The organism is Nocardia wallacei (assembly GCF_014466955.1).
Lineage (GTDB): Bacteria > Actinomycetota > Actinomycetes > Mycobacteriales > Mycobacteriaceae > Nocardia > Nocardia wallacei.
Genome location: NZ_AP023396.1, coordinates 169,047 through 193,351 on the forward strand (window position 1 = coordinate 169,047; position 24,305 = coordinate 193,351).

Sequence of the window (24,305 nt, forward strand, 5' to 3'; positions counted from 1 at the left end):
GCAGAATGCGCTCGGCGTGGAAGTGTCGCAAGACGCGAAACCTGGTTTGCTGCAACGAAACTGGAGCGCCAAGGCGTCGCCGCGGACCGGTTTCGGCTGCGAGCGAAGGTAATTCGCAATATTGCGTTGGCCTTTTCGCGACGAATCTCCGATCTCGGCGGTGCGCAACCCCCCTTGCCGGGGCGCGTCCGATCAGGCCGGGGTCACTGTCACCGGCACTCCGTTGAACACCGCGTTGCCGGAGGGGGCGTCGACGATCGAATCATCGGTCAGCACATTGGCATTCACTCCGGCATGCGCGCGGGCGACCGACTGTGCGCTGTCGGAGTGGCCCCAGCCGTGCGGCAGGCTCACCACGCCGGGCATGATCTCCTCGGTCGGTTCGACCGGCACGGTGAGGATGCCCGCCGCCGACTTCACCACCGCCTCCGCGCCCAGGCCCAGCCGCTCGGCATCGTCCGGGTGGACGTGCAGCGTGCAGGTGTTGGACCCGCCGACCAGGCTCGGCACATTGTGCATCCAGCTGTTGTTGGAGCGCAGCTGGCGACGCCCGATCAGCACCATGCCCGTCGCCTGCTCGGTGAGCCGGGCGCGCAGCCGCTCGACATCGTCCAGCAGCGGGCGGGGGGCCAGCTCGACCCGCTGGGAGGCGGTGCGCAGCACACCGGGCAGCCGCGGCCGCAACGGGCCGAGGTCGATGCCGTGCGGATGATCCAACAGCACTTGCAGATTCAGTCCGCCGGACACTCCCGCCTGCTCGACCGGTTGCGCCTCGGGATTCCACTCGCCGTAGGGGCCCAGCCGCAGCATCATGTCGATGCGCTGCTCGGTGCTGTTGTCGCCGAGCAGTTCGGCGCGGCGGTCGAGCAGACCGGCCTTGTGCAGGGTGCCGGCGATGATCAGCTCGTCCACCGCGGCGAGCGGGTCGCGGCCGGGCTCGGGTTGCTGGCCGGACGCCGCAAGGGCCAGCCGCGCCAAAATCTCCGACTCCGACGGCCGGTCGCCCAGGGGCACCAGCGGGCGGGAGTATCGCGCGTAATTACGGACGGCGAAGTTCAGCAGCGCGAAATCGTAGTGCGCCGACTGCAGGGTGCGCGGCGGCGGCAGAATCACATCGGCATGGCGGGTGGTCTCGTTCAGGTACCGGTCGACGCTGACCATGAACTCCAGCTCGGCCAGCGCCTCGCCGAGCCGCGCGCCGCTGGGCGCCGACAGCACCGGATTGCCCGCGACCGTCACCAGCGCCCGCACCCGGCCCTCGCCCGGCGTGCGGATCTCGTCGGCCAGCGTGGCGACCGGGAACTCGCCCATGGCCTCCGGCGCCTGCCGCACCCGGCTGGTCCAGCGGCCCAGCCGGAACGGCCGGGTGCGCACGATGCCGAGCGCGGCGGCCGTGGCGAACATCGCACCGCCCGGCCGATCCAGGTTGCCGGTGAGCACATTGAGCACGTCCACCAGCCACTGCGTCAGCGTGCCGAATTCTGCCGTACAGGTGCCGATGCGGGCGTAGACGGCGGCCGTCGGCGCGGCGGCCAGCTCGCGGGCCAGCCGCACGATGGTCTCCGCCGGGATGCCGGTGCGCTCGGCGACCCGCTCCGGCGGGAACGCCGTGGCGGCCGTGCGCACCTCCTCGATGCCCTCGGCCTCGACCCGGACGGCGGTCAGGTTCTCGGCGAACAGTGTGTGCACGATCGCGAAGAGCAGGTACGCGTCGCTGCCCGGCCGGATGAACAGGTGCTCGTCGGCCAGCTTCGCCGTGCGGGTGCGGCGCGGATCGACCACCACGAGCCGCCCGCCGCGCTGGCGCAGCGCCTTCAACCGGCCCGGATAGTCCGGCGCGGTGCACAGCGACCCGTTGGACTCCAGCGGGTTGGCCCCGAGCATGAGCAGATGGTCCGTCCGGTCCAGGTCGGGCACCGGGACCGTCAGCGGATCGCCGAACATCAGCCCGCTGGCCACCTGCTTGGGCATCTGGTCGGCGGTGCTGGCGGAATAGACGTTGCGAGTGCTCAGCGCGCGGATGAGCGGGGGTAGATACAGCGCCCCCGCGACGGTGTGGGCGTTCGGGTTGCCCAGATACAGGGCCGTGGCCTGACGGCCGTGCTCGGCGACGAGGGCGGGCAGCCGCTCGGCGATCAGGTCGAACGCCTCCTCCCAGGAGGCCGCGTGCCAGGTGTCGGTCGCGCGGTCGCGAATCATCGGCTCGCTCAACCGCTCCGGATCTTCGTCGAGCCGGCCGAGACTGGCGCCCTTCGGGCAGAGGAAGCCGCGACTGAACGGATCTTCCCGGTCGCCGCGCACGCCGACCACTCGATTCTCGGCGGACAGGGTGATCTCGAGCCCGCAGACCGCCTCGCACAGCGGGCAGGTGCGGAGCCGGGTGCGGGTGTCGTCCGTGACGCGCGTCATAGCACCATCATCACCCGGCCCACCGACAAGTGCGATCCGGATACAACGAAAACCGCGAGAACCTTTGGGTCCTCGCGGTTTCGGGTCGGCTGTGGTTGTGCTGCGCTACCTGCGGCTAGCTGGCGATCCGCGTGACCTGCGACCTGCGGCCCGAGCGAGCGGACCGCACGGCCGCGGCGACCGCGACCACCGGCGGCAGCCAGCGGGCCTCGCCCGGCGCGACGCCCCAGCCGGCCGCACCGGCGGCCGACAGCTGGGTCGGCGGGAGCGGGATGCCCGCACCGTCGGTGTAGACGGTGGCGCCGGCCTCGCGCAGCGCCTCGAGCGCCATCGCGGCCTTGCGGACGCCGGTCACCAGGTGGATCTCGCGGCGCTCGGCGCCCGGAATCTCGATCACCGGCCCGGTGAGGTTGTTCGCCCGCAGGAACCGGCGCACGGTCGCCGCGAGTTCGCCGGTCACTTCGATGCCCGATACGTCCTCGTCGGTGATCAGGCAGATGCCGTTGGCCGTTTCAGCGACCGTCCAACCGCGCCGGATGTAGTCCTGCGCGCTGGCGGCCAAGGTAGCCGCCGAGACGGAAGTCGGAAACGTCGTACGCACTGTCTTCTCCATTCCCCGGGTAAAACTAGGTCCTGCGTTGGTGTTCATGGGACGTATCGGCCCACGTAGGACGCCGCGTTACAGGTCTGCGAAACTTTTTTGCCCGCCGTCGAATTCATCACAGGTTCACCATTTGATTCCGCCTCGCTATCGAGTCCACCGCGGTGACGGTGCGCCGCCGGGCCGAGCACCACGGTCGTGTCCGTACCTGTGAATCGAATCTGTTGTGGCTGAAAGTTTCCCAACAGAACCCTTGCGGCCCAGCCGTTGCTCGCGGCCGGTGTCCGGGAGAGGATCGGGACCATGACCGACGAGCCGCCCGGGCCGCCCGCGGATCCCGCGGACGACTTCGAGGCAGAACCCCGTTTCCTCGCCTGGCGGGAATCCACCGGCCGCAGGTTGTCGCGTCATCTGAGCGACGATCGGGCCGAGGAACGCCCGGCCGAGCCGTTCGGCAGCCCCGGCGCGTTTCTCGCGTGGGCGCGCACCGCGCTGCGCGCCCTGCTGGACCTGCAGTTCCACCGATCGGCGACGCGCACGCTGCTGCCGCTGGCCTACCTGCTCGGGCTGGCCTTCGCCGGGGGTGTGCCGGTGGTGCTGACGGTGCTGCTGTGGCACGTGTCGATGCCGCTGGGGCTGGTGTTCGCGGTGGTGGTGGCGGTGCCCCTGGGGCTGACGATCGCGGCGTCGGTGCGGCTGGCCCTGGAATTCCTGGTGAACGCCGCGCGGCTGGCCGATCGGGTCGAGCACATCAACGATCTCGCCGACGACCTGTTCCAGGCGCTGTCGGAGGTGGCCGAGCCGGTCAACCAACTCTCCGAAGACGTTCGCGCCGTGCAGTTCTGGCGGTTTCGCCGGCGCCCGACCCGGAAATAATGCCGAGAATGGGCCATCGGCGGTATCCGAGAGTCGTTGGCCTGTGCAACAATCCGAAACGCGTGCCCACTTCGATCGGGACGCGGTACGGAGGGGGAAGGCATGGCTTCACCGCACGGGATCACCGGGTCGACGATGCCCAGGCGCCAGCTGGGCCGTCAGCTTCGCGACCTGCGCAACCGTGCCCGGATGACGACGCGGGTGGCGGCCCAGCGGCTGGAATGGTCGGAGGCCAAGATCTGGCGCATCGAGACCGGACAGACCTCGCTGCGCGGCCTGGACGTCGAGGCCATGTGCAAGATCTACGGCGCCCCGCCTGAGCTGGTGGAACCGCTGACCGCGCTGGCCCGGGAGACCAAGGCGCGCGGCTGGTGGGCCGAATACGGTGATGTGATCCCCGAGGGTTTCGATGTGTACATCGGCCTGGAGGAGGCCGCCGACCGGCTGTCGACCTTCGAGAACGATCTGGTGCCCGGCCTGCTGCAGACCGACGCCTACGTTCGTGCGGTGCTGGCCGCGGCGCGGCCGGACATGCCTGCGCCGGAACTGGAGCGCCGGGTGGCGCTGCGGGTGGCCCGGCAGAACGTGCTGACGCGCCCGAGTTCGCCGGTGCGTTTGGTGGCGGTGCTCGCCGAGGCCCTGCTGTGGCACCGCATCGGCGACACCGAGGTGCACGCGAGTCAGCTCGATCATCTGCGCCGGATGTCCGAGCGGCCCAACATCGAGCTGCGGGTGGTGCCCAACGACTGCGGCTATCACGACGGGATGGCCACGGGCCGCTTCATGCTCCTCGAATTTCCGGAGCCCGCAAGCGATCTGAGCGAACCGCCGGTGGTGTACATCGAAAACTTCACCGGCTCCACATATCTCGACAAGGAACCCGAAATCGCGCGCTACCGTGCGGCTTTCGGCGGTATCCGGGCCGCGTCGGTGGATGGCCGCGCGGCCATCGAGGCGGCGCTGGGCGCGTTCTGACCGCTCAGTGCAGGGTGTGCGCCAGTACGTCGCGGTGGGTGGGCGCCGCGGCGGCGTGCAGGGCCCGGCCCTTGTCGGTCAGGCAGACGAAGATCGCGCGGCGATCGTCGGCGCACATGCTGCGGCTCACCAGGCCGTCGCGCTCGAGCCGCGCCACCGCCCGCGACAGCGCACTCTGGCTCAGGTAGATGTCTCCGGCCAGATCGCTCATGCGGTAGGTCTCGCAGCGGGCGTCGACCAGGCGGTCCAGCGTCTCGAATTCACTGAGCCCGATCCGGTGGCGGCTCTGTAGCTCTTTCTCCAGCGCACAGGAGACGGTGGCGTGCTGGTCCAGCAGATCGCGCCACTTGCTCACCAGTCCGGCTGGCACTGCCTGATCCAGCGACTCCACACCGGGCCGGTCGACTGACGCTGTCGACGGCTTTGACATGGGCCCATCCTAGTGGTCACCCCCGAATCATGCAACTACATTAAATGCTTGCACATTAGATGCACATGCATGTACTGTCCCCACTCATGACTTCCACGGCAACACTCCCGGCCGCCGCTCAGGCGGCCACCCGGTGGCCGGCACGCATGTGGGGAATGCTGATCACCCTGTGCATCGTGCTGTTCCTCGACGGCCTAGACGTGTCGATGATCGGTGTCGCACTGCCGTCCATCGGTTCCGAACTCGGCCTGTCCACCTCGACCCTGCAGTGGCTGGTCAGCGGTTACGTGCTCGGCTACGGCGGCCTGCTGCTGCTCGGCGGGCGCACCGCGGACCTGCTCGGGCGGCGCAAGGTCTTCCTGGTCGCGCTGGCCGTGTTCGCGCTGGCCTCGCTGGCCGGCGGCCTGGTCAGCTCCGCCGCGCTGCTGATCCTGACCCGTTTCGTCAAGGGCCTGGCCGCGGCGTTCACCGCGCCCACCGGCCTGTCGATCATCACCACCAATTTCCCCGAGGGCCCGGCCCGCAACAAGGCGCTGTCCATCTACACCGTGTTCGGTGCGGGCGGTTACTCGATGGGCCTGGTGTTCGGCGGCCTGATGACCGGTCTCGGCTGGCGCTGGACGTTCTTCCTGCCGGTGCCGATCGCCATCGCCGCGCTGGTCGCCGCCGCGTTCCTGGTGCCCCGGGACAAGCCGGCCCAGGAGGGCGGGCACGACCTGCTGGGTGCGCTGTTCTCGACGGCCGCCATGCTGCTGCTGGTCTTCACGGTCGTCTCGGCGCCCGAGGCGGGCTGGGGTTCGGCCCGTACCATCGGCTCGTTCGCCGCGGTGGTGGCGCTGTTCGTGGCGTTCGTCGCGGTGGAGAACCGAGTGCGGCACCCGCTGATCCGGCTCGGCATCCTGCGCAAGGTCTCGCTGGTGCGGGCCAGCCTGGTCATCGTCGCCCTGGCGGGGTCCTACTTCAGCTGGCAGTTCATCGTGACCCTGTTCCTGCAGGACACCCTGGGCTGGTCGGCGCTGGAGCTGGCGATGGGCCTGCTGCCGGTGGGTCTGCTGGTCGCGCTGTCGTCGGTGTTCTCCGACAAGATCGTCGACCGGTTCGGCACCGGCCCGATCATCGCGGTCACCATGGTCGTGATGAGCATCGGCTACCTGCTGTTCCTGCGGCTGGACACCTCGCCCTCCTACCTCGCGGTGATCCTGCCGGCGGTCCTGCTGATCGGTATCGGCTGGATCGGCTTCCCCGCCATCAACATTCAGGCCACCAACGGCATCGATGACGAGGAACAGGGCTTGGCGGCCGGCGTACTGCAAACCTCGATGCAGGTCGGCGCGGCCATCGTGCTGGCGATCAACACCGCGATCATCTCCTCCGGCGCGCACACCGACACCTCGCCGGGCGCGGTGCTCGATACCTACCGTCCCGGCCTGATCTTCGCCGGTGTGGTCTGCATCGTCGGCGCGCTGGTGGCGCTGACCCACTTCCTGCCCAGGCGGCCGGCCCCCGCGCCGGTGTCCGACTCGGAGCGGGAGCTGGAGCTGGCTGCCTGATCACCCGGGCACGGGAGTCCGAAACCGCGGTGGGCGAACACGTTTCCCCCGCCGCGGTTCGGGTCGTCTAGGCGCGCAGGCTCCGCAATCGCGGCGCGGCAGCGTCTTTCGGCGAACGGACGAATGTCAGCGGCCGCCCGTCGCGCCCCACCGTCGGCCAGCCGATACCCAGCTCGGGATCGAAAGCGTCCAGATCCCGATCGAATTCGGGGGAGTACTCCAGCGAGCACAGGTAGGTGACCGTGGAGTCGTCCTCCAGCGACAGCAGCGCGTGGCCCAGACCCTCGGACAGGAACACCGAACGCCGATCCACGTCATCGATCACGACGGCGTCCCAGGTCGCGAAGGTGGGCGAGCCGGGGCGCAGATCCACCACCACGTCGAGGAAGGCGCCGCGCACACAGGTCACGTACTTGGCCTGGCCAGGCGGATCCTCGGTGTAGTGGATGCCGCGCAGCACCCCGGCCGCCGACGTGGAGGTGTTGACCTGCAACAGCTCGAACGGCCGCCCGACCGCCTTCTCGAATTCGGAGGCCTTGAACGATTCGGCGAACACCCCGCGGTCGTCGCCGCGCAGCGTGGGGGTGAACTCCCAGGCGCCCGGCACCGAGAGTTCCCGGATCCGCATGCTCATCGGTGCTCGTCTCCGCCCGGCCGCAAGACGTGTTCCATGCCGTCCTGCTCCCACCCGCGGCCGTGCTCGATCAGTTCGAGCAGATATTTCCCGTAACCTGAGCGCGCCAGCGGCTCGGCCAACCGGCACAGCTGCTCGTCGTCGATGAAGCCCAGCCGCCAGGCCACCTCCTCGGGCACCCCGATCTTGAGCCCCTGCCGCTCCTCGATGGTCCGGACGTAGTTGGCGGCGTCCAGCAGCGAGTCGAAGGTGCCGGTATCCAGCCATGCCGTGCCGCGGGCCAGCACCTCCACCGACAGCCGTCCCTGCTCCAGATAGGTGCGGTTGATATCGGTGATCTCGTACTCGCCGCGCTGGGAGGGGCGCAGGTCGCGGGCGATCGCCACGACGTCGTTGTCGTAGAAGTACAGGCCCGGGATGGCGTAGTTGGACCGGGGCAGCTTCGGCTTCTCCTCGATGGAAATGGCCTTGCCGTCGGCGAATTCGACCACGCCGTACGCGCTCGGGTCAGACACCCGGTAGGCGAAGACCGCGCCGCCGTCCAGACCGTCGAAGCGGCGCAGCCGGGTACCCAGGCCGGGACCGTGGAAGATGTTGTCGCCCAGCACGAGTGCCGCCGCCTCGGTACCGATGTGGTCGGCGCCCAGCACGAACGCGCGTGCCAGGCCGTCGGGCTCTGGCTGCACCACATAGTCGATCGACAGGCCGAACTGCGAGCCGTCGCCGAGCAGCCGCCGGAACGCGTCCGCGTCCTCGGGGGTGGTGATGACCAGGATGTCCCGGATCCCGGCCAGCATCAGCGTCGACAGCGGGTAGTACACCATCGGCTTGTCGTACACCGGGACCAGCTGCTTGCTCACTCCGCGCGTGATCGGATGCAGCCGCGACCCGGTGCCACCGGCCAGGATGATTCCGCGCATGTCACAGCAGTCTGCCATTCGCGCCGCGTCCGGGCTCGACGAGGTTCCGACTCGACCGCGAATTGATCACGGGCGGTTTGGCCGAGTCCCGCTGGGGCGACAAATTGTTGCGTAGGTCACGTTGTCAGCGCCGACAGCTCGCCGCCGGACCACGGTAGTGACGGCTCGGCGCGCCCGGAGTGAAGTAGGTGCGCCATGGTGGCGATCCCGATCGGCGAATCCCTCAGCGAGCCGGGGGTCGTGGTGAATCCCGGCGGTGGCAGCCTGCCGTCTCGTGCGCTACGCCTGGCCTGTCTCGGCGTGGTACGGCCGGTCGTGCGGCACTATCCGATCACTCCGCTGACCATGCCGCTGGCGAGCGCGGTGGTCGACGGTCTGGCCCGGCTGCGCCCGATGCCGTCAGGGGTGGAGCGGGAACAGGTGCGGCTCAGCGGTTTTCGCATGGAGATCCTGCGCCCGGCCGGCGCGCGGCGCGCGCTGCGCGACGGCGTGGTGATGTATCTGCACGGCGGCGGCTTCTTCCTGTGCGGCCTGGACACGCATCGGCCGGTCGCCGCCGCTCTGGCCCGCCGCACCGGAATGCCGGTGCTGAACGTGGACTACCGGCAGCTGCCCGCCACCCGCATCCCGGATTCGGTGGCGGACTGCCTCACCGCCTATCGATGGCTGCTGCGGCACGGCGTCGATCCGGCCCGGATCGTCTTCGCGGGCGATTCGGCCGGTGGGTTCCTCACCTTCGCCACCGCGCTGCGCGCCGTCGAGGTCGGGCTGCCCGCCCCGGCCGGTCTGGTCGGACTGTCTCCGGCCCTCGATCTGGACTGCGCGGCCAAGCGCGACTACCTGAACATCGCGCGCGACCCGTATATCCCGCTCTCGGCGATGGAACAGATGGTCCGCTACGGCACCGTCGGCGAATGTTCGGCGCTCTCACCGGTCAACGGGGCGCTGGCGGGGCTGCCGCCCGCGCTGCTGATCGTCGGCGAGGACGAATTGCTGCGCTACGACTGCGAACTCATGGCCCGGCGGCTGACCGCGGCCGGCGTGCCGAACTCGCTGGAGCTGTGGCGCGGCCAGGTGCACGCGTTCATGAGCATCCTGCCGAACCTGCCGGAGAGCCGCTCCGCGCTGGGCCGGGTGGCGCGTTTCGTGCGGGCCCGGGTCGAGTCCGCCCCCGTAGCGCGCACCGCGTGAACGACAGCACCCCCGCCCGGTGTCGACAGGGCGGGGGTGCTGGGGGAACCGAACGGTTCCTACCGGATCATTTGGCCGGCGGAACGAACGGCTGGTTGATGGTGGTGAAGTACTGCACCGCCGCGGCGATCGCCACCGGAGCCGTGATCAGCAGCTGCCCGGCCAGGGTGCCCAGCGCGCCGACGGCGATGATGCCACCGAGGCAGCCGATGGCCGCCGCCGGAATGAACGGGCCGAACAGGCCGACGATCGTGGCCGAGGCCACGGTCGCGCCGGCGATACCGCCGAGCACGCAGCCCACGGCGCCGCCGCCGATGCCGCCGACCATGGTGCCGATGGCGGCACCGGTGGAGATGGTGTCCTTCAGCCGGGTGAAGGCGGCCAGCTCACGGTCGTACGGGGTCTTCCAGGGGGCCTGGTCCTCGAACGGGAGCGCGACGGGCTGGTAGCTGGCGTGCGCCAGATCGAACTGCGGGGTCAGGGTGGCGGTGTTACCCGAAATGTCGGCAGCAATCGGGAACACGTAGTCGTCCACGCGGAAGGACAGGTCGGTGCCGGCCAGGGTGGTTCCGTTGGCGGCCTTGATCTTGAAGACACCGTTCTCGTTGACCAGGGAACCGGAGTCGGTCGAGATGATCGTGCTGGTCTCGGTGGTGGTGGCCTTGAAGTTGACCGCGCCCTCATCGGCGGTCGGCTGCGCGTTCACCGTGCCAGCGGTCACGCCGATTGCGGCGATCAGCATGGCCGACGTCGCGGCGAATTTCCTCATCAGCATTTCTGTGGAACCTCGATACAGAGTGGTTCGGTGGGGACACGAGAATGGAAATGGAACGCAGCTAACGCGCGGTGAACCTGTTGTGACCGTTCATTCAAATTCTGTTCACCGTCGGGTTCCTGCCTATCGTCAGGTTGCGGAAACATGCAGTGTGACTGCGGTTTTCGAGCATAAACGCGATCGGCAGCCGGCGCACAGAACGCTCGGTTTGTGATTAATATCACATCGCTGAGGTGATGTAGGTAACCGCATTGTTATCTGCATCCCGTAGGAATGAACGATCGGTGCCTGAAATGTCCGACCGTCCGGTATGAACTACTGCGGCCCCATTGTGGCGCGAACTCTCGCCCGCCACGCCTCGGACCCGGCCGGTGGTCCGGCCCCCGCGGTGGCCGATAGTGTTGACGATCGTGCGATTGCTCGTAACCGGTGGCGCCGGGTTCATCGGCGCCAACTTCGTCCACCAGACCCTCGCCGAGCGGCCCGACACCCGGATCGTGGTGCTCGACAAGCTCACCTACGCCGGTAACCGGGCGTCGCTGGCGCCGGTCGCCGACCGCATCGATTTCGTGCACGGCGATATCGCGGATCTGGAACTGGTCGATCGGCTGGTCGGTGGGGTGGACGCGGTGGTGCATTTCGCCGCCGAGTCGCACAACGACAATTCGCTGACGCAGCCGTGGCCGTTCGTGCAGACCAATATCGTCGGGACGTATTCGCTGCTGCAGGCGGTGCGCCGGTACGACGTGCGCTACCACCACATCTCCACCGACGAGGTCTACGGCGATCTCGACGCCGAGGCGCCGGCGTTCGACGAGACGACCCCGTACAACCCGTCGAGCCCGTATTCGGCCACCAAGGCCTCCAGCGACATGCTCGTGCGGGCCTGGGTGCGTTCGTTCGGCGTGCGCGCGACGATTTCCAACTGCAGCAACAACTACGGCCCCTATCAGCATGTGGAGAAGTTCATCCCGCGGCAGATCACCAATCTCATCGACGGGGCGCGGCCGCGGTTGTACGGCGCCGGGCACCAGGTGCGCGACTGGATTCACGTCCACGACCACAACAGCGCGGTGTGGTCGATTCTCGACCGCGGCCGCATCGGGCAGACGTATCTGATCGGCGCCGACGGCGAATTGGACAACAAGTCCGTGGTGCGAATGATCCTCGCCGAATTCGGCCGCGACCCCGACGATTTCGACCACGTCACCGATCGCCCCGGCCACGACCAGCGCTACGCCATCGATGCCCGCCTGCTCCGTTCCGAACTCGGCTGGGAGCCTCGGTTCTCCGACTTCCGGGTCGGGCTGGCCGACACCATCCGCTGGTATCGCGAGCACGAGGACTGGTGGCGGCCGCAGAAGGATCTCACCGAGCAGGCGTACGCGGCCGCGGGGGAAAGGGTGCTGTAAGTCCGCTCAGCCCCAGACCAGGAAGTCGTACTTGGCGATCGCGGCGATCAGCGAGACCACGGTGGCGGCCACGATCGCTGTCGCCGGACCTTTCGCGGGCGTCAGCGCGCGAACATTCGTCAGCCGCAACGGCATCCACCGCAGCAGCACCGCGAACGCGACCACCGCCAGCGGCACGAAATACCTGCCCTGGACGCCGTCGATGAGGTAATAGCCGACCGGCGTGAACGACATGTACAGCGTCACATAGATCATCGCGATACTGGCCAGCACGGTGAGCGCGACGACCCAGGTGCGCAGCCGGTCCGCGGTCATCCGCTCGGCGATTCCCAGCCCGATCGCGAAGGCCAGCAGGCAGGCCAGAATCGATATCGCGGGCACGTCGATATAGGCGAATCCGAGTTCCCCGAAGAATTGGGTGAACCAGCGCTGATCGCGGAACCAGATGCTCTCGACGAAAGTGTTCAGGAAATCCCAGGGATGGCCGAGGATCTCCTTCAGCTGATCGCCGGGCCGCACCGAATGCCATTGCGCCGCCGGCCGCATCAGGCCCATGCCCTCACCCGTCGGCGCGGCCAGTTTCATCCACACCGCGAACGCACCGGCGCCCACCGCCGCGCAGGCCCACGGAATCCAGCGCCGCCAGCTCGAAAAGCCGTACTGCCGAGCCGGAATCAGGACGGTGAGCATGGCCAGCAGCACGTACGTCGGCTTGCACAGCGGCAGCGCCACGGTGGCGGCGAGCGCGGCGACGACCTCGGTGCGACACAGCCTGGCCCCCAGGAACAATCCCTTGACCAGCAGGCACGACACCAGGATCGCCAGCGCGTTGGTCAGCGTGTCGGCGGTGACCGTACCGGCCTGGAACAGCGCGATCGGCAACACCGCGACGGCGAACGCGAGCCACTGCACCCGGAATCCGCGCAGCAGCCACAGGGCGAACCCGACCACGGCCAGGTAGGCGCACAGGCCCGCCAGCCGGGTCAGCAGCACCAGGCCGCCCACATCGAGATCGAGCGCCTCGGCCACCCGGATGCCCACGGCCGCGGGCACATACGGGACCGGTGAATAGGCGGCGGTGTTGGTGAACCACATCGGCTTGGTGGCTTCGGTGGTCACCGGGGCCGATTCCAGCAGCCGGTAGGAGACGGGATCGGCGGCCATCGGCTCGGGCTCGGCCGGTCGGCGGTTGTAGTCGTAGAAGGCGTAGCCCATCAGGCCGTCGACGCTGAGCGGGATGTCCCCGCCGTAGGCGACGCCGCGGTCGTCGGGCACGCGCTGGGGCAGGAAGCCGCCGTGCGCGACCTGATAGGACCGGCCGAACTGGGTGATCTCGTCGTGGCCCCAGAACGACGGCGTCAACGTCGCCCACGCCACCCCGAAAACTCCTGCGACGATGAGGAATACGGCCGTGGCCGCGCCGAGCCGCCGCTGGACCCAGCCTCCGGCCCGCCGCAGCGGAGCCGGTCCGGCGGGTGTCTGCGTCGTTTCGGTCCCGGGGCCCTCCTCGGCCGGCCGTTCGACGGCCTGCGGGCGGGCCTCGGTCGTCATCGGCGGCCCTCGCCGATCCGCTCACCGGCCTCCGTGCCGACCGCCGAATACCGCAGGTACATCAGGCGCGCGGCCTCGTGCCGGGAGCGGCGGATGCCGTCGAGGATCAGGCCCGCGGTCCAGGCCAGGCTGCCCAGCAGCAGCAGGGTGAAGCCGAGGAACAGCGTCGGGAACCTTGGTACCTCGTGGATCTCGTAGAACTCGATGACGATCGGGGTGATCAGGATGATCGAGATCGCCCAGGCCAGGGTGCCGAACAAGCCGTAGAACGCGACCGGCCGCTCGTGCCGGGCCAGCCCGATGATCAGGGCCAGGATCTTGAAGCCGTCGTGATAGGTGCGCAGCTTGCTCTCGCTGCCGGCCGGCCGATCGCGGAACCCCACCGGCACCTGGGTCTGCGGCACCCGCAGGTGCAGCGAATGCACGGTCAGCTCGGTCTCGATCTCGAACTCGCGCGACACGGCGGGGAAGCTCTTGACGAACCGGCGGGAGAACACCCGATAGCCGGAGAGCATGTCCTCGACGTTCTCGCCGAACACCTTGCCGACCACGCCGTTGAGGACCTTGTTGCCGGTCTCGTGGCCTGTGCGGTAGGCGTTCTCGCCCTCGTTCTGCTTGCGCACGCCCAGCACGTGATCGTAGGGACCGTCCAGCAGGGTCTTGATCATCAGCGGCGCGGCGGAGGCGTCGTAGGTGTCGTCGCCGTCGATCATCAGATAGACGTCGGCCTCGATATCGGCGAACGCGCGCCGTACGACGTTGCCCTTGCCCTTGGTGTGCTCGGTGCGCACGATCGCACCGGCGGCGCGAGCGCGGTCGGCGGTGCCGTCCGTGCTCAGGTTGTCGTAGACGTAGACGACGATGCCCGGCACGGCGGCCTTGAGGTCGGCGACGACCTTGGCCACCGCGGCCTCCTCGTTGTGGCAGGGCACCACTGCGGCGATACGAAGCTCGGTGGGGTCCACCCCGTCAGTCCCTCATGTGTGAAATCGGACGCTGAAATACGGAACACCGGGAGGGTACAGGGGAGCCGCCCGGACGCGCCCGGTAACCCTCGGTGTGTATCCAGGATGCGGTACCGTCGCCGGAGTGACCAGCAGTGAGACCGCGACCGATGCGGCCGCTCGGACCGACGCGCCCCTGATCACCAAGGTGCTCGCGGCGTTGCGGCAGGGCGGGGCGTTTCTCGTCGTCGGCGCGATCGGCTTTCTCGTCGACGCGGGCACCTACAATCTGCTGGTCTTCTGGGGCGGGGAGGGCGTGCTGTACCACGCGCCGCTGCCCGCCAAGATCATCGCCATCGTGGTGGCGACGGTGGTCACCTACTTCGGCAACAAGTGGTGGACCTTCGCGCACAAGAAGGGCGGCAGCCCGGGGCGCGAATATCTGCTCTACGCGCTGTTCAACGTGGTAGCGATCGGCCTGCAACTGGGCTGTCTCGGTTTCTCCCGGTACGTACTGGATCTGTCGACACCGCTGTCGGACAACATCTCCGGCACTGTGATCGGCCAGATCGTCGCGGTGGTATTCCGCTATTGGGCATACGACAAATTCGTGTTCACCGGCGCGCGGGCGGCCCGATCCGACGCCGACGCGTGAGATGGAGATAATGGTTCCGCTCTGGCGAACACGAGATCACAAAAAGGGACTGTAAATATGGACCAGTCGGCTGGGCAGGCCGTGACCGCATCCGAGAACGACCGGCTGATCGCCGACGCCGCGCCCGCCGCGTTGCGGGCCGATCACCGGGCTCCGGGACGGCTGGTGCTACAGCGGGGCGTCTTCGCCGGTCCCGCACCGAAGATCAGCGCCGAGATGTACGCGGTCACCAAGGGCAAGGCCACCCGGGAACGGATGACGCTGCGGCTGGAGAAGGGCGCCGCCGCGCATACCAACACCTACTTCGGCCGGTTCGCCGCCAGCTACTGGCAGCGCTGGACCACGGTGACCGAGGTCGAGGTCGCCATGACGCTGACCGTGGGCGACCGGGCGCGGGTGCGGCTGGCGGCCTCCGATATCGCCGGGCACCGGCGCATCATCGACACCGCCGACGTGCGCGCGCAGGACGGGCGCAACGGCCAGGGTCCGGACGAGCGCGCCGCCGGACAGCGCGTGGTGCTGCGGGCGCCGCTGGACCAGTACGTCGACGGTGGCGCGCTGTGGCTCGAATTCGACGCCGTCGGTGGGGAATTGGGCATCGGCGAGCTGGAGTGGTCGGCGGCGGCCCCCGAGCGGGTGCGGCCCGTGGCGATCGCCATCTGCACGTTCAACCGCGCGCAGGACTGCGCGCACACCGTGGCGGCGCTGGCGTCCGATCCCACCGTGCTGGCCGCCATCGACGCGGTATACGTGGTGGATCAGGGCACCGATCTGGTCGAGGACCGGCCGCTGTACCAGGAGACCAAGCCCCGCTTCGGTGACAAGCTGCGCTACCTGCGCCAGCCGAATCTCGGTGGGGCGGGCGGTTTCACCCGCGGCCTGTACGAGGTGTCGGCGGCCGACGAGCACGCCGACGTCATCCTGATGGACGACGACATCCTCTGCGAGCCGGAAACGGTGTTGCGGCTCAACGCCTTCGCGAATATGACGACCGAGCCGACGCTCGTCGGCGCGCAGATGCTGTTCCTGCTCAATCCCGACTATCTGAACGTCGGCGCGGAGGAAACGGATCTGCCGATCCTGCGGCACGGCCAGAAGGTGGCCAAGGCGCTGCGCAACACCAGCATGCTCAAACGCAATCAGGAGCGGCGCGTCGACGCCGGCTACAACGCCTGGTGGACCTGCCTCATCCCGTCCGAGGTGGTCAAGAGCATCGGATTGCCGATCCCGATCTTCTTCCAATGGGACGACGTCGAATACGGTTTGCGCGCCCGCGAACACGGTTTCGTCACCGTGACCCTGCCGAATGCGGCCGTGTGGCACGCCGACTTCTATTGGAAGGATTTCGACGACTGGGCGCGCTACTTCTCGTCGCGTAATTCGCTCATCGTCTCGGCACTGCACACCGAGCTGGATCCGAAGCTCGTCACGCGCAGGCTTTTCCGGGAGATCTCGGAGTATCTGGTCGGTATGCAATACGGCCTGGCGCATACGACACTGCAGGGTATCGAGGATTTCCTGCAGGGTCCGCGGATGCTGCGGGACGGCGGTCAGGCCGCCCTCGCCGCCGCGCGCACCAGCCGCGGTGAATACGGCGAGACGGTGAAGCATCCGGCGGCCACCGCGCCGATCCGCAACGCCGATGTCGAGGTGCGGCGGGCGAGCGGGGAGCCGAGCCGTCCGGTGCTGGTGCTGATCAAGCGGGCCATCCAGCAGTGGACCGGCCGCGTCCAGCCGGGTTTGAAGGCCGTCACCCGCGAGGACGCGCACTGGTGGCACATCGGCCTGTTCGAGCACGTGATGGTGACCGACGCGTCGCAGTCCGGGGTGCGAATCCGCAAGCGGGACAAGGCCAAGGCCCGCGCCCTGCTGCTGCGCACCGTCCGGGTGCTGCGCCGCCTGCGTCGCGAACTGCCCGCGGTGTCCGAACAGTACCGCGCGGCCATGCCCGAACTCACCAGCCGCGAGAACTGGGAACGCCTCTACGGCATCTGATTCGGCGTCGCCGCTAGCCGCCCGGATGCGGGGCGAGCAGGGTGCGGGCGGCGGTGGCGACGTCGGATTCCAGCCAGTCGGGGAGGTCGCCGTGGCGGGCGTGGCGGCGGAGGGTGGCGTTGGGCAGGTCCACGACGGCGCGGGTGAGGCGGTCGATCGAGCGGGGGTCGTCGGCGCCGAAGAGATCTCGGGTCAGTCGCCGGACGTGCTCGATCAGGGGTGAGTTCATGCGGGCCAGGCGGTCGCGCAGCTCGGTTTCGGGTGCGCCGTCGAGCAGATCGCCCGGGCGCAGATGCAGGAGCAGTTTGGCGTCGTCGGGCTCCGCGCGCGCGAATTCGATGGTGGCGACGGCCATTCCGACGGCGGCCGCCAGCGGATCCGGATCGGCCGCGGCAGCCAGCGCTCGCGCCTGAAACCGTTCCAGCGCGCGGATCCAGGTCGCGACGAGCACCCCGTTGCGGTTGCCGAACCGGTGATACAGCGTGCCCACCGGCGCGCCACTGGCCGCCGCGATGGCGGCGACGCTGGCCGCGCGGGGGCCGTCGCGCAGGACCAGGCTGCGCGCTGCGTCGAGGATCACGTCGGTGTCGTGCTTGCGGGGTGGCGCCATGTACTAGTACGTTCCTTCTATATGGAGCGTTTGCCCTATATCGACCAGCATTCCAGAGTAATCACCGCCGATCGGGAACATACCTGGACCGCCCTGCTGCGGTCGTCCTGTTCGGATCCGGCCGACCTCAGCACCGTGCCCAGGGGTTTCGTGCCCGACGAGGTGGATCCGCCACATCGCCTGGCGCTGCGGGGTAACCATCCGTTCTCACGGTATGCGCTGGTCTTCTCGCTGTCCGAGGCCACGCCGGGCCGCACCACCCTGACCGCCGAGACGCGCGCCGTCTTTCCCGGGGTGGCGGGCCGCATCTACAAGGCTCTGGTGATAGGCAGCGGCGGGCATCGGCTGGTGGTCCGGCGGCTGCTGCGCCGGATCGCCGCCTCGGCCGAACGCGAGGGAGCATGATTCCCGGGCGGGTGTGGGGTGCCACCTCCGCCGAACTGAGTGCCGAATTACCCTGCGACGCCGAGCTTTCGGGCACTGTGACGGTGTGTGACCGGGCGGTCGGCGTCGACGCCCCGCACGGTCTGGTGTTCGCCTGGCTGTGTCAGCTGCGGGTGGCGCCGTACAGCTACGACCTGCTCGACAATTTCGGCCGCACCAGTCCGCGCCGACGCGATCGGCGGCTGACCGAGCTCGCGATCGGCCAGCGCTTCATGGGCGCGTTCACGCTGATCGGTTTCGCTCCCGCCGAGCACATCACGCTGCGCGGCGCCGGTGTCGCCGTCACCTATGCCACGCGGCCGGACGGCGACGGTTGCAGACTCCATGCGCGCGTACGCTTCCGGGGCCCGGCGTGGCTGCTCGCGCCGGTGCTCATCGGTGATTTCGTCATGATGCGCAAGCAGTTGCTCACGCTGCGTGAACTGGCCGAGCGGGAGGCGGTAGCACCGCCCGCCCGGCCGATGTCCGGCTGATCGCGATCGGCGAATTCGAGCGCGCCCCGTCAGAGGAACAGGTCGGTCGTCAAGGGTTCGTCGCCGGGGGTCACGCGGTACTTGTCCAGGTCGGTGATGCCGTGGGCGGCCAGCACCTCGTCGTCGAGGAAGAAGTTGCCGGTGGTGTCCTTCGCGGGGGAGGTGAGCACGAGGTAGGCGGAGTCGGCGTAGATGTCTGGGGTGCGGGAGGTTCGGACCATCTCGTCGCCGCCGAGCAGGTTCTTGACCGCGGCGGTGGCGATGGTGGTGCGGGGCCACAGCGAGTTGACGCCGATGCCGTACTTACGCAGCTCCTCGGCCAAACCCAAAGTGGTGAGCGACATTCCGTACTTCGCGATGGTGTAGCCCAGCGATTGGCCCGCCCACTTCGGGTCCAGGTTCAGCGGCGGGGACAGGGTCAGGATGTGCGGGTTGCGCCCCGCCTGCGCCGATTCCTTCAGCGCCGGAATGCTCAGCTTGGACAGCAGGAAACTGCCGCGGCAGTTGATGTCCTGCATCAGGTCGTATTTCTTCATCGACAGCGTCTCGGTCGGCGAGAGATCGATCGCCGAGGCGTTGTTGACAACCAGGTCGATGCCGCCGAACCGCCCGATGGTCTGCTGCACGGCCTGCGCGACCGCCTCGTCGTCGCGCACGTCGCCGACGAACTTCAGCACCGTGCCCCCGGCCTGCTCGAGTTCGGCGGCCGCGGTGTGAATGGTGCCCGGCAGCTTCGGATGCGGCTGGTCGGTCTTCGCGATCAGGGTGATATTGGCCCCGTCGGCCGCGGCCCGCTTCGCGATCTCCAACCCGATGCCGCGGCTGCCGCCCGACATGATCAGAGTTCGCCCCGCCAGCCCCTTACCTGCTTCCGCCATCATCCAGCTCCAATCTGTCGCACCCCCGCCTCGATGATCTCGAACGAACCCCGCCGGGGGAGGGATCTACCCGATTCGGAGACTAAGTCAGCCCCCGTCGCTATGCAATTAGTTGCATAGCGACGGGGGCGAACATCACACTTCTCGGGATCGGTCGGAGTGACGCCTGCGATACTCCCAGCGCTGTGACTTTTCGGCGTTCTTCCAAGCTCGCTGGCGTTCGGCGCGTAGGCGGGCGTCGGTGCGGGCGGCCAGCCACTCGTTCTCGCGCTGCAATTTCAGGTAGCTGTCGAAGCGGCGGCGGGGAAGGGCGCCCGATTCCAGCGCGGCCTGGATCACGCAGCCGGGCTCGCGCTGGTGCGAGCAGTCGGCGAAACGGCAGTCCGCCGCGAGGGTTTCGATGTCGCTGAAGGTGCGGCCCAGGCCCTCGGCCGCGTCCCACAACCCGACCGAACGCAGGCCGGGGGTGTCGATGAGGGTGCCGCCGCCGGGCAGTGGGCGCAACTCGCGGTGCACGGTGGTGTGCCGGCCGCGCTTGTCGGTGGCGCGCACCTCGTCGGTGGCGAACACTTCCGCGCCGAGCAGCGCGTTCGCCAGCGTCGACTTACCCGCGCCGGAGGGACCGAGCAACGCGACGGTGCCCGTCAGTACCGCGGTGAGCACGTCCATGCCCGCACCCGTGGTCGCGCTCACGGCCAGCGTGGTCGCACCCGGCGCGACCGCGCGCACCTCGTCCAGCGGAACATCCACGGCCAGATCGGTTTTCGTCAACACCACCACCGGCTGCGCACCGGATTCCCAGGCCAGGGCCAGCATTCGCTCGATGCGCCCCAGGTCGACGTCGCCGTCGGCGGCCGTGCACACCAGCACCGTGTCCACGTTCGCGGCCAGTACCTGGGCCTGTGAACGCCCGGAAACGGTGGCGCGCACGATCGCCGTGCGCCGGGGAAGTAGTTGCCGCACAACGAGTTCGGTGTCCAGCGCGACCCAGTCGCCGGTACACAGACCCTCGACGTTGGTATCCGCCCGCGGGCAGCGCGCACGCGCGAGCCCTTCGGGTGTCGCGACGTCACACTCGCTGCGATCCATCCGGATCACGCGGGCCGGGACCCAGCCGGTGTCGAGCAGTCGGGTATACGCGGCGGATACGGCCGGATTCCAGCCGTAAGGAGTCAGACGGTCGTAATCGACCATGATGGAGAGTCGTCCTTCGTCGGGCACCGGGCCCGGCGTGGGCTCAGTGCATCGGGGAGAGGGTGGAAGCGCATGCGGCGGCGCGGCTTTCGACATCCGGCCGCTGCCCGACCGCGGCAATCCGATAGTTGGCGTTCACGCTTCCACCTCCTCGACCCTTCGACGTTGCGTCCCCTGTGGACGGGTACAACGATGACAGGCGCCCCCGACGGGGCGCAACATGTTTTACGAGATCGTGCTTCGACCGCGCCTAGATGGCCGCGATCATCACGATGTTGAGCAGCACGATGAGCGCCACGAGACCCCACATCACATAGATGAACGCGATGCCGGGCGTGGACTGCGGCACCGGGCCGATGGCCCCGCGGATGAACGCGATCGCCGGTGAGCGGTAGTAGACGCGGGTGCTCATGCCCTCGGCCACCGGCACCACGGCATCGGCCGGGCCCATATCCCACATCCAGCGGGTGGCGACCCGGACATGATGCTGGCCCGGCCCGATCGGGATGTGTGTGGCTCCCCAGCGCGCCATCGGCACCTGCTGTCCGTTCACGAGGATCTTCGGTCCGGTCAGCGCGAGCATGAAGGCCATCGGGAAGTAGGAACTGTCCACCACGATGCCGGGCGGGCCCGGCTCGGGCTGGAACTGCGGCCCTCCGGCGCCGTACGGCGGCGGGAGTTGCCCCTGCGGCGCACCGTAATTCGGCTGCCCGTACGGATTCGGCTGCCCACCATAGGGATTGGCCGGTGCACCCGGAAACGGTTGTCCGGGAACGGGTGCGCCGTATCCCGGCTGGGGCGCACCGTACCCAGGCTGCGCGCCGTACGGCGGCTGCGGAGGATAACCGGGCTGCGGGAACTGCGGAGCCGACGCGCCGTGCGGCTGCGGAAGCTGCGGTGAGGACACGCCGGGACCACCGTTCCCGGCCTGCGGCAGCTGCGGCGACGACGCGCTGTGCGGCTGTTGGGCGCCGCGCTGCGGCAGTTGCGGGGCAGATGTGCTGTGCGGTTGCGGCGCACCGTAGCCGCCACCGCCGTGCTGCGGCTGGGGAACTCCGGGATACGGCGGTTGCCCGTTCTGCTGCCAGGGATTGTGCCCGTTCGGTGGCTGCCCGCCGTAGGGGTTGCTCACAGCCGTACCTCCATATTCGAAAACGCTGATCTAACCGGGTTTGTGGAACTGCTCGCGCCGCCCCAGGCGTCGCAGTCGCAGCCATTCTTTCAGACCGGCCGGATCTTTTTGCTGCACAAGGAAGAACCAGGAGAACCTAGCCCATTCCTGCGGCAGCAGTTTGCGCATGCCGGGCTGTGCCATGAGGTAGCCGCGGTTGCGATAGGTGAAATAGCGCTTGACCGGATCGTCCGGGTACTGGGTGTGCATGCGCCCACCCAGAATCGGCTTGAACTCGGCGGATCCGTTGGGGTGCAGATACGCCGCCCGCAGGCAGGTGCCGAACGGCAGCCCCGACCGCACCAGGCGCCGATGGACCTCCACCTCGTCCCCGCGCACGAACAGCCGCAGATCCGGAACCCCGATCACGTCGACGGCCCGCGCCGAGATCAGCGCGCCGTTGAACAGCGAGGCGATGCCGGGCAGGAAGTCGTCGTCGCCGAGTTCGGAACGCAGTCGCCGCCACACCACGCCGCGGCGCAGCGGAAAGGCCAGCCGGTCCGGATCGTCGATGTCGGCCACCACCGGCGACACCTCCGCGAGCCCGTGCCGCCGGGCGCAGTCCACCAGCGTCTCGAGCACCTCCGGCCCCTCCGGGCGGCCGTCGTCGTCGGCCAGCCACACCCAGTCCGCGCCGAGCGACAGCGCGTGCAGGATGCCCAGCGCGAAACCGCCCGCCCCGCCGAGGTTGTGCTCCGAACCCAGATAGGTCGCCGGGACCGGTTGCTCCCGCACCAGCTCGCCCACCTCGGGCTCGTTGGCGTTGTCCACCACGATCAGATGATCGACCGGGCGCGTCTGCGCACCGAGCACCTTCAACGATTCGGCCAGCAACTCACGGCGTTTGTGGGTGACGACCACCGCGACGATGCGGTCCCCGCCCGGTGCCGGTTCACTCATGTGGGATTCCGCTCCAGTTCCCGTTCTCGTTCCAGCTCGCGCAGAATTTGGGCGACATGATCACCGGCTTCGGGCCCCTCGTAGGCCCGCACCACTTCCTCGATTCCGCCGCGCATCCGCATCTGCCCGTGATCGATCCAGATCGCGGTGTCGCACAGTTGCGCCAGGAATTCGTTGGAATGGCTGCAAAATACCAGGATTCCGGAGCGAGCGACGAGATCGCGCAGCCGATTTCGCGCCTTCTTCATGAACTCGGCGTCCACCGCGCCGATACCCTCGTCCAGCAACAGGATCTCGGGATCGATCGAGGTCACCACGCCCATCGCCAGCCGGACCCGCATACCGGCGGAATAGGTGCGCAGCGGCATGTTCAGATATTCGCCGAGCTCGGTGAACTCGGCGATCTCGTCGACCTTGGCCAGCATCTGCTTACGGGACTGCCCGAGGAACAGCCCGCGAATGATGATGTTCTCGTAGCCGGAGATTTCCGGGTCCATGCCGACGCCGAGATCGAAAACCGGTGCCACCCGGCCGGTTACGCGCGCGCTGCCCCGAGTGGGTTCGTAGATCCCCGACAGCAGCCGCAGCAGTGTCGATTTGCCGGCGCCGTTGTGGCCGACCAAGCCGACCCGGTCGCCCTCCTGGAACGACACCGTGATGTCGCGCAGCGCCTCGACGACCACCACATCGGACTTGTTGCGCCCGATGGAGCCACCGGCCTTGCCGAGAAACGCCTTCTTCAGAGACCGTGATTTGGCGTCGAAGATCGGAAACTCCACCCAGGCATTCCGGGTTTCGATACTCACATCGGACATGTCGCCTTCACACCCAGTAGGGGACGCGGGATCGGTACTGCTTCAGAGCCAAGACTGCCACCGCCCAGCCGACGACGGTGAATGCCAGCACCACCAGCCAGCTGCGCAAGGCGATGGGATCGCCCAGCGCGGGCGCGCGCACGATCTCGAGATAGTGGAACGTCGGGATCAATTCGACCAGCCGCGCCCGCTCGCTCACCGTGCCGCCCTGCGCGTGCAGCACTTTCGCCGACCACATGACGGGGGTCAGCACGAACAGCATGCGGGTGAGGCTGCCGAGAATCGGCGCGATGTCGCGGTAGCGAGTGCTGAAGATGCCGAACACGATCGACACCCACATCGCATTCAGGAACAGCAGCACGATGGCGGGCAGCACGAGCAGCGCCGACCAGTTCAGATCGCGCCAGACGCTGAATCCCACCAGCATCACCGCGTAGATGATCAGGTTGTGCGCGAAGAACAGGAACTGCCGCCACACCATGCGGTAGATGTGCACGCTCAAGGCCGAGGGCAGCTGTTTGATCAGGCCCTCGTTGGCGATGAACACGTCCGCGCCCTCGATGATGCTGGCCTCGATCACATTCCACACGATGATGCCGACCGTCACGTACGGCAGATATTCGCGCAGCGGCTGAGCCAGCAGCGTCGCGTACAGCAGGCCGATGGCGGCCGCCTGCACGGCGGTGGAGATGGTGATCCAGAACGGTCCCAGCACCGATCGCCGGTACCGCTGCTTGATGTCCTGCCAGCCCAGCGACAGCCATAGTTCACGCTGCGCGAAGCCGTCGCGTAGATCCTTGAACGCACGTCCGAACGACTGCGAATCAGACACTATCGGTACCGAGGCGTCGGCCGGGCGCTGTTCGGCGGTCGCCGGCTCGGCTGGAGCTGCTGCGGGCACA

At 68.3% G+C, this 24,305-nt stretch carries 24 protein-coding genes; 9 read left to right on the plus strand and 15 right to left on the minus strand.

The annotated features are described in order from the left end of the window. Positions 1 to 192: 192 nt before the first annotated feature. Positions 193 to 2,409 (minus strand): molybdopterin-dependent oxidoreductase, encoded by a 2,217-nt coding sequence (locus NWFMUON74_RS00720; RefSeq protein ID WP_187686104.1) that lies wholly within the window; start codon positions 2,407 to 2,409, stop codon positions 193 to 195. A 115-nt stretch (positions 2,410 to 2,524) separates the two neighbouring features. Further along, positions 2,525 to 3,022, minus strand: a complete 498-nt coding sequence (locus NWFMUON74_RS00725) for a hypothetical protein (RefSeq protein ID WP_187686105.1) — start codon at positions 3,020 to 3,022, stop codon at positions 2,525 to 2,527. 291 nt (positions 3,023 to 3,313) lie between these two features. Here NWFMUON74_RS00725 and NWFMUON74_RS00730 point away from each other — a divergent pair, with 291 nt between their 5' ends. Beyond that, on the plus strand, positions 3,314 to 3,886 hold the full coding sequence (locus NWFMUON74_RS00730) for a DUF4282 domain-containing protein (RefSeq protein ID WP_187686106.1): 573 nt from the start codon (positions 3,314 to 3,316) through the stop codon (positions 3,884 to 3,886). Between the two features lie 102 nt (positions 3,887 to 3,988). Continuing rightward, entirely contained in the window at positions 3,989 to 4,861 is an 873-nt protein-coding gene (locus tag NWFMUON74_RS00735) for a helix-turn-helix domain-containing protein (protein WP_187686107.1), read from the plus strand. A gap of 4 nt (positions 4,862 to 4,865) precedes the next feature. On the opposite strand, the gene NWFMUON74_RS00740 is transcribed toward NWFMUON74_RS00735, so the two are convergent. Then, positions 4,866 to 5,291 (minus strand): MarR family winged helix-turn-helix transcriptional regulator, encoded by a 426-nt coding sequence (locus NWFMUON74_RS00740; RefSeq protein WP_187686108.1) that lies wholly within the window; start codon positions 5,289 to 5,291, stop codon positions 4,866 to 4,868. A gap of 86 nt (positions 5,292 to 5,377) precedes the next feature. On the opposite strand from NWFMUON74_RS00740, the gene NWFMUON74_RS00745 reads away from it, so the two are divergent. Next, positions 5,378 to 6,841, plus strand: a complete 1,464-nt coding sequence (locus tag NWFMUON74_RS00745) for an MFS transporter (RefSeq protein ID WP_187686109.1) — start codon at positions 5,378 to 5,380, stop codon at positions 6,839 to 6,841. A 67-nt stretch (positions 6,842 to 6,908) separates the two neighbouring features. On the opposite strand, the gene NWFMUON74_RS00750 is transcribed toward NWFMUON74_RS00745, so the two are convergent. After that, the gene (locus tag NWFMUON74_RS00750) at positions 6,909 to 7,469 is read right to left on the minus strand and encodes a dTDP-4-dehydrorhamnose 3,5-epimerase family protein (RefSeq protein ID WP_187688828.1); all 561 of its coding nucleotides are present in this window, start codon (positions 7,467 to 7,469) and stop codon (positions 6,909 to 6,911) included. Between the two features lie 2 nt (positions 7,470 to 7,471). After that, positions 7,472 to 8,395, minus strand: a complete 924-nt coding sequence (rfbA, locus tag NWFMUON74_RS00755) for a glucose-1-phosphate thymidylyltransferase RfbA (RefSeq protein WP_187686110.1) — start codon at positions 8,393 to 8,395, stop codon at positions 7,472 to 7,474. A gap of 195 nt (positions 8,396 to 8,590) precedes the next feature. Here rfbA and NWFMUON74_RS00760 point away from each other — a divergent pair, with 195 nt between their 5' ends. Then, positions 8,591 to 9,586, plus strand: a complete 996-nt coding sequence (locus tag NWFMUON74_RS00760) for an alpha/beta hydrolase (protein ID WP_187686111.1) — start codon at positions 8,591 to 8,593, stop codon at positions 9,584 to 9,586. Between the two features lie 67 nt (positions 9,587 to 9,653). Here NWFMUON74_RS00760 and NWFMUON74_RS00765 read toward each other — a convergent pair whose 3' ends face one another. Continuing rightward, a complete protein-coding gene (locus NWFMUON74_RS00765; protein ID WP_187686112.1) occupies positions 9,654 to 10,361 on the minus strand; it encodes a DUF8020 domain-containing protein in 708 nt (235 codons plus the stop codon). Positions 10,362 to 10,771: 410 nt separating this feature from the next. On the opposite strand from NWFMUON74_RS00765, the gene rfbB reads away from it, so the two are divergent. Beyond that, positions 10,772 to 11,773 (plus strand): dTDP-glucose 4,6-dehydratase, encoded by a 1,002-nt coding sequence (rfbB, locus tag NWFMUON74_RS00770; RefSeq protein ID WP_187686113.1) that lies wholly within the window; start codon positions 10,772 to 10,774, stop codon positions 11,771 to 11,773. Positions 11,774 to 11,779: 6 nt separating this feature from the next. Here rfbB and NWFMUON74_RS00775 read toward each other — a convergent pair whose 3' ends face one another. Together NWFMUON74_RS00775 and NWFMUON74_RS00780 are read right to left on the minus strand one after the other, a co-directional pair. Continuing rightward, a complete protein-coding gene (locus NWFMUON74_RS00775) occupies positions 11,780 to 13,324 on the minus strand; it encodes a DUF2142 domain-containing protein (RefSeq protein WP_187686114.1) in 1,545 nt (514 codons plus the stop codon). Next, positions 13,321 to 14,289: a glycosyltransferase gene (locus NWFMUON74_RS00780; RefSeq protein ID WP_187686115.1), complete on the minus strand. Its 969-nt coding sequence runs from the start codon at positions 14,287 to 14,289 to the stop codon at positions 13,321 to 13,323. The genes NWFMUON74_RS00775 and NWFMUON74_RS00780 overlap by 4 nt, the downstream gene beginning before the upstream one ends. A gap of 124 nt (positions 14,290 to 14,413) precedes the next feature. On the opposite strand from NWFMUON74_RS00780, the gene NWFMUON74_RS00785 reads away from it, so the two are divergent. Both NWFMUON74_RS00785 and NWFMUON74_RS00790 read left to right on the plus strand, forming a co-directional pair. Beyond that, positions 14,414 to 14,923, plus strand: coding sequence for a GtrA family protein (locus NWFMUON74_RS00785; protein ID WP_232110772.1), 510 nt, complete (start codon positions 14,414 to 14,416; stop codon positions 14,921 to 14,923). A gap of 57 nt (positions 14,924 to 14,980) precedes the next feature. Beyond that, the gene (locus NWFMUON74_RS00790) at positions 14,981 to 16,918 is read left to right on the plus strand and encodes a glycosyltransferase (protein WP_187686116.1); all 1,938 of its coding nucleotides are present in this window, start codon (positions 14,981 to 14,983) and stop codon (positions 16,916 to 16,918) included. A 13-nt stretch (positions 16,919 to 16,931) separates the two neighbouring features. On the opposite strand, the gene NWFMUON74_RS00795 is transcribed toward NWFMUON74_RS00790, so the two are convergent. Next, positions 16,932 to 17,528, minus strand: a complete 597-nt coding sequence (locus NWFMUON74_RS00795) for a TetR/AcrR family transcriptional regulator (protein WP_187686117.1) — start codon at positions 17,526 to 17,528, stop codon at positions 16,932 to 16,934. A 21-nt stretch (positions 17,529 to 17,549) separates the two neighbouring features. Between NWFMUON74_RS00795 and NWFMUON74_RS00800 the strand changes: the two genes are divergently transcribed. Both NWFMUON74_RS00800 and NWFMUON74_RS00805 read left to right on the plus strand, forming a co-directional pair. Then, complete coding sequence (locus NWFMUON74_RS00800; RefSeq protein ID WP_187686118.1) at positions 17,550 to 17,933, plus strand: hypothetical protein; 384 nt, start codon at positions 17,550 to 17,552, stop codon at positions 17,931 to 17,933. Continuing rightward, positions 17,930 to 18,445 carry an SRPBCC family protein gene (locus tag NWFMUON74_RS00805; protein WP_187686119.1) on the plus strand — a complete coding sequence of 172 codons (516 nt, stop codon included), beginning with the start codon at positions 17,930 to 17,932 and terminating at the stop codon, positions 18,443 to 18,445. The genes NWFMUON74_RS00800 and NWFMUON74_RS00805 overlap by 4 nt, the downstream gene beginning before the upstream one ends. A 29-nt stretch (positions 18,446 to 18,474) precedes the next feature. Here the strand turns inward: NWFMUON74_RS00805 and NWFMUON74_RS00810 are convergent, their stop codons facing one another. The 6 genes from NWFMUON74_RS00810 to wzm all read right to left on the minus strand — a co-directional run bounded on the left by NWFMUON74_RS00810 (position 18,475) and on the right by wzm (position 24,304). Continuing rightward, positions 18,475 to 19,323: an SDR family oxidoreductase gene (locus tag NWFMUON74_RS00810; protein WP_187688830.1), complete on the minus strand. Its 849-nt coding sequence runs from the start codon at positions 19,321 to 19,323 to the stop codon at positions 18,475 to 18,477. Positions 19,324 to 19,458: 135 nt separating this feature from the next. Continuing rightward, entirely contained in the window at positions 19,459 to 20,517 is a 1,059-nt protein-coding gene (gene rsgA, locus NWFMUON74_RS00815; protein WP_187686120.1) for a ribosome small subunit-dependent GTPase A, read from the minus strand. A 250-nt stretch (positions 20,518 to 20,767) separates the two neighbouring features. Beyond that, entirely contained in the window at positions 20,768 to 21,649 is an 882-nt protein-coding gene (locus NWFMUON74_RS35800; RefSeq protein WP_232110773.1) for a hypothetical protein, read from the minus strand. A 30-nt stretch (positions 21,650 to 21,679) separates the two neighbouring features. Further along, positions 21,680 to 22,588 (minus strand): galactofuranosyltransferase GlfT1, encoded by a 909-nt coding sequence (gene glfT1, locus NWFMUON74_RS00825; protein WP_187686121.1) that lies wholly within the window; start codon positions 22,586 to 22,588, stop codon positions 21,680 to 21,682. Continuing rightward, entirely contained in the window at positions 22,585 to 23,403 is an 819-nt protein-coding gene (wzt, locus tag NWFMUON74_RS00830) for a galactan export ABC transporter ATP-binding subunit Wzt/RfbE (RefSeq protein WP_187686122.1), read from the minus strand. Before wzt ends, glfT1 begins: the two co-directional genes overlap by 4 nt. Before the next feature lie 7 nt (positions 23,404 to 23,410). Then, on the minus strand, positions 23,411 to 24,304 hold the full coding sequence (gene wzm, locus NWFMUON74_RS00835; protein ID WP_425300488.1) for a galactan export ABC transporter permease subunit Wzm/RfbD: 894 nt from the start codon (positions 24,302 to 24,304) through the stop codon (positions 23,411 to 23,413). Between the last annotated feature and the right edge of the window lies 1 nt (position 24,305).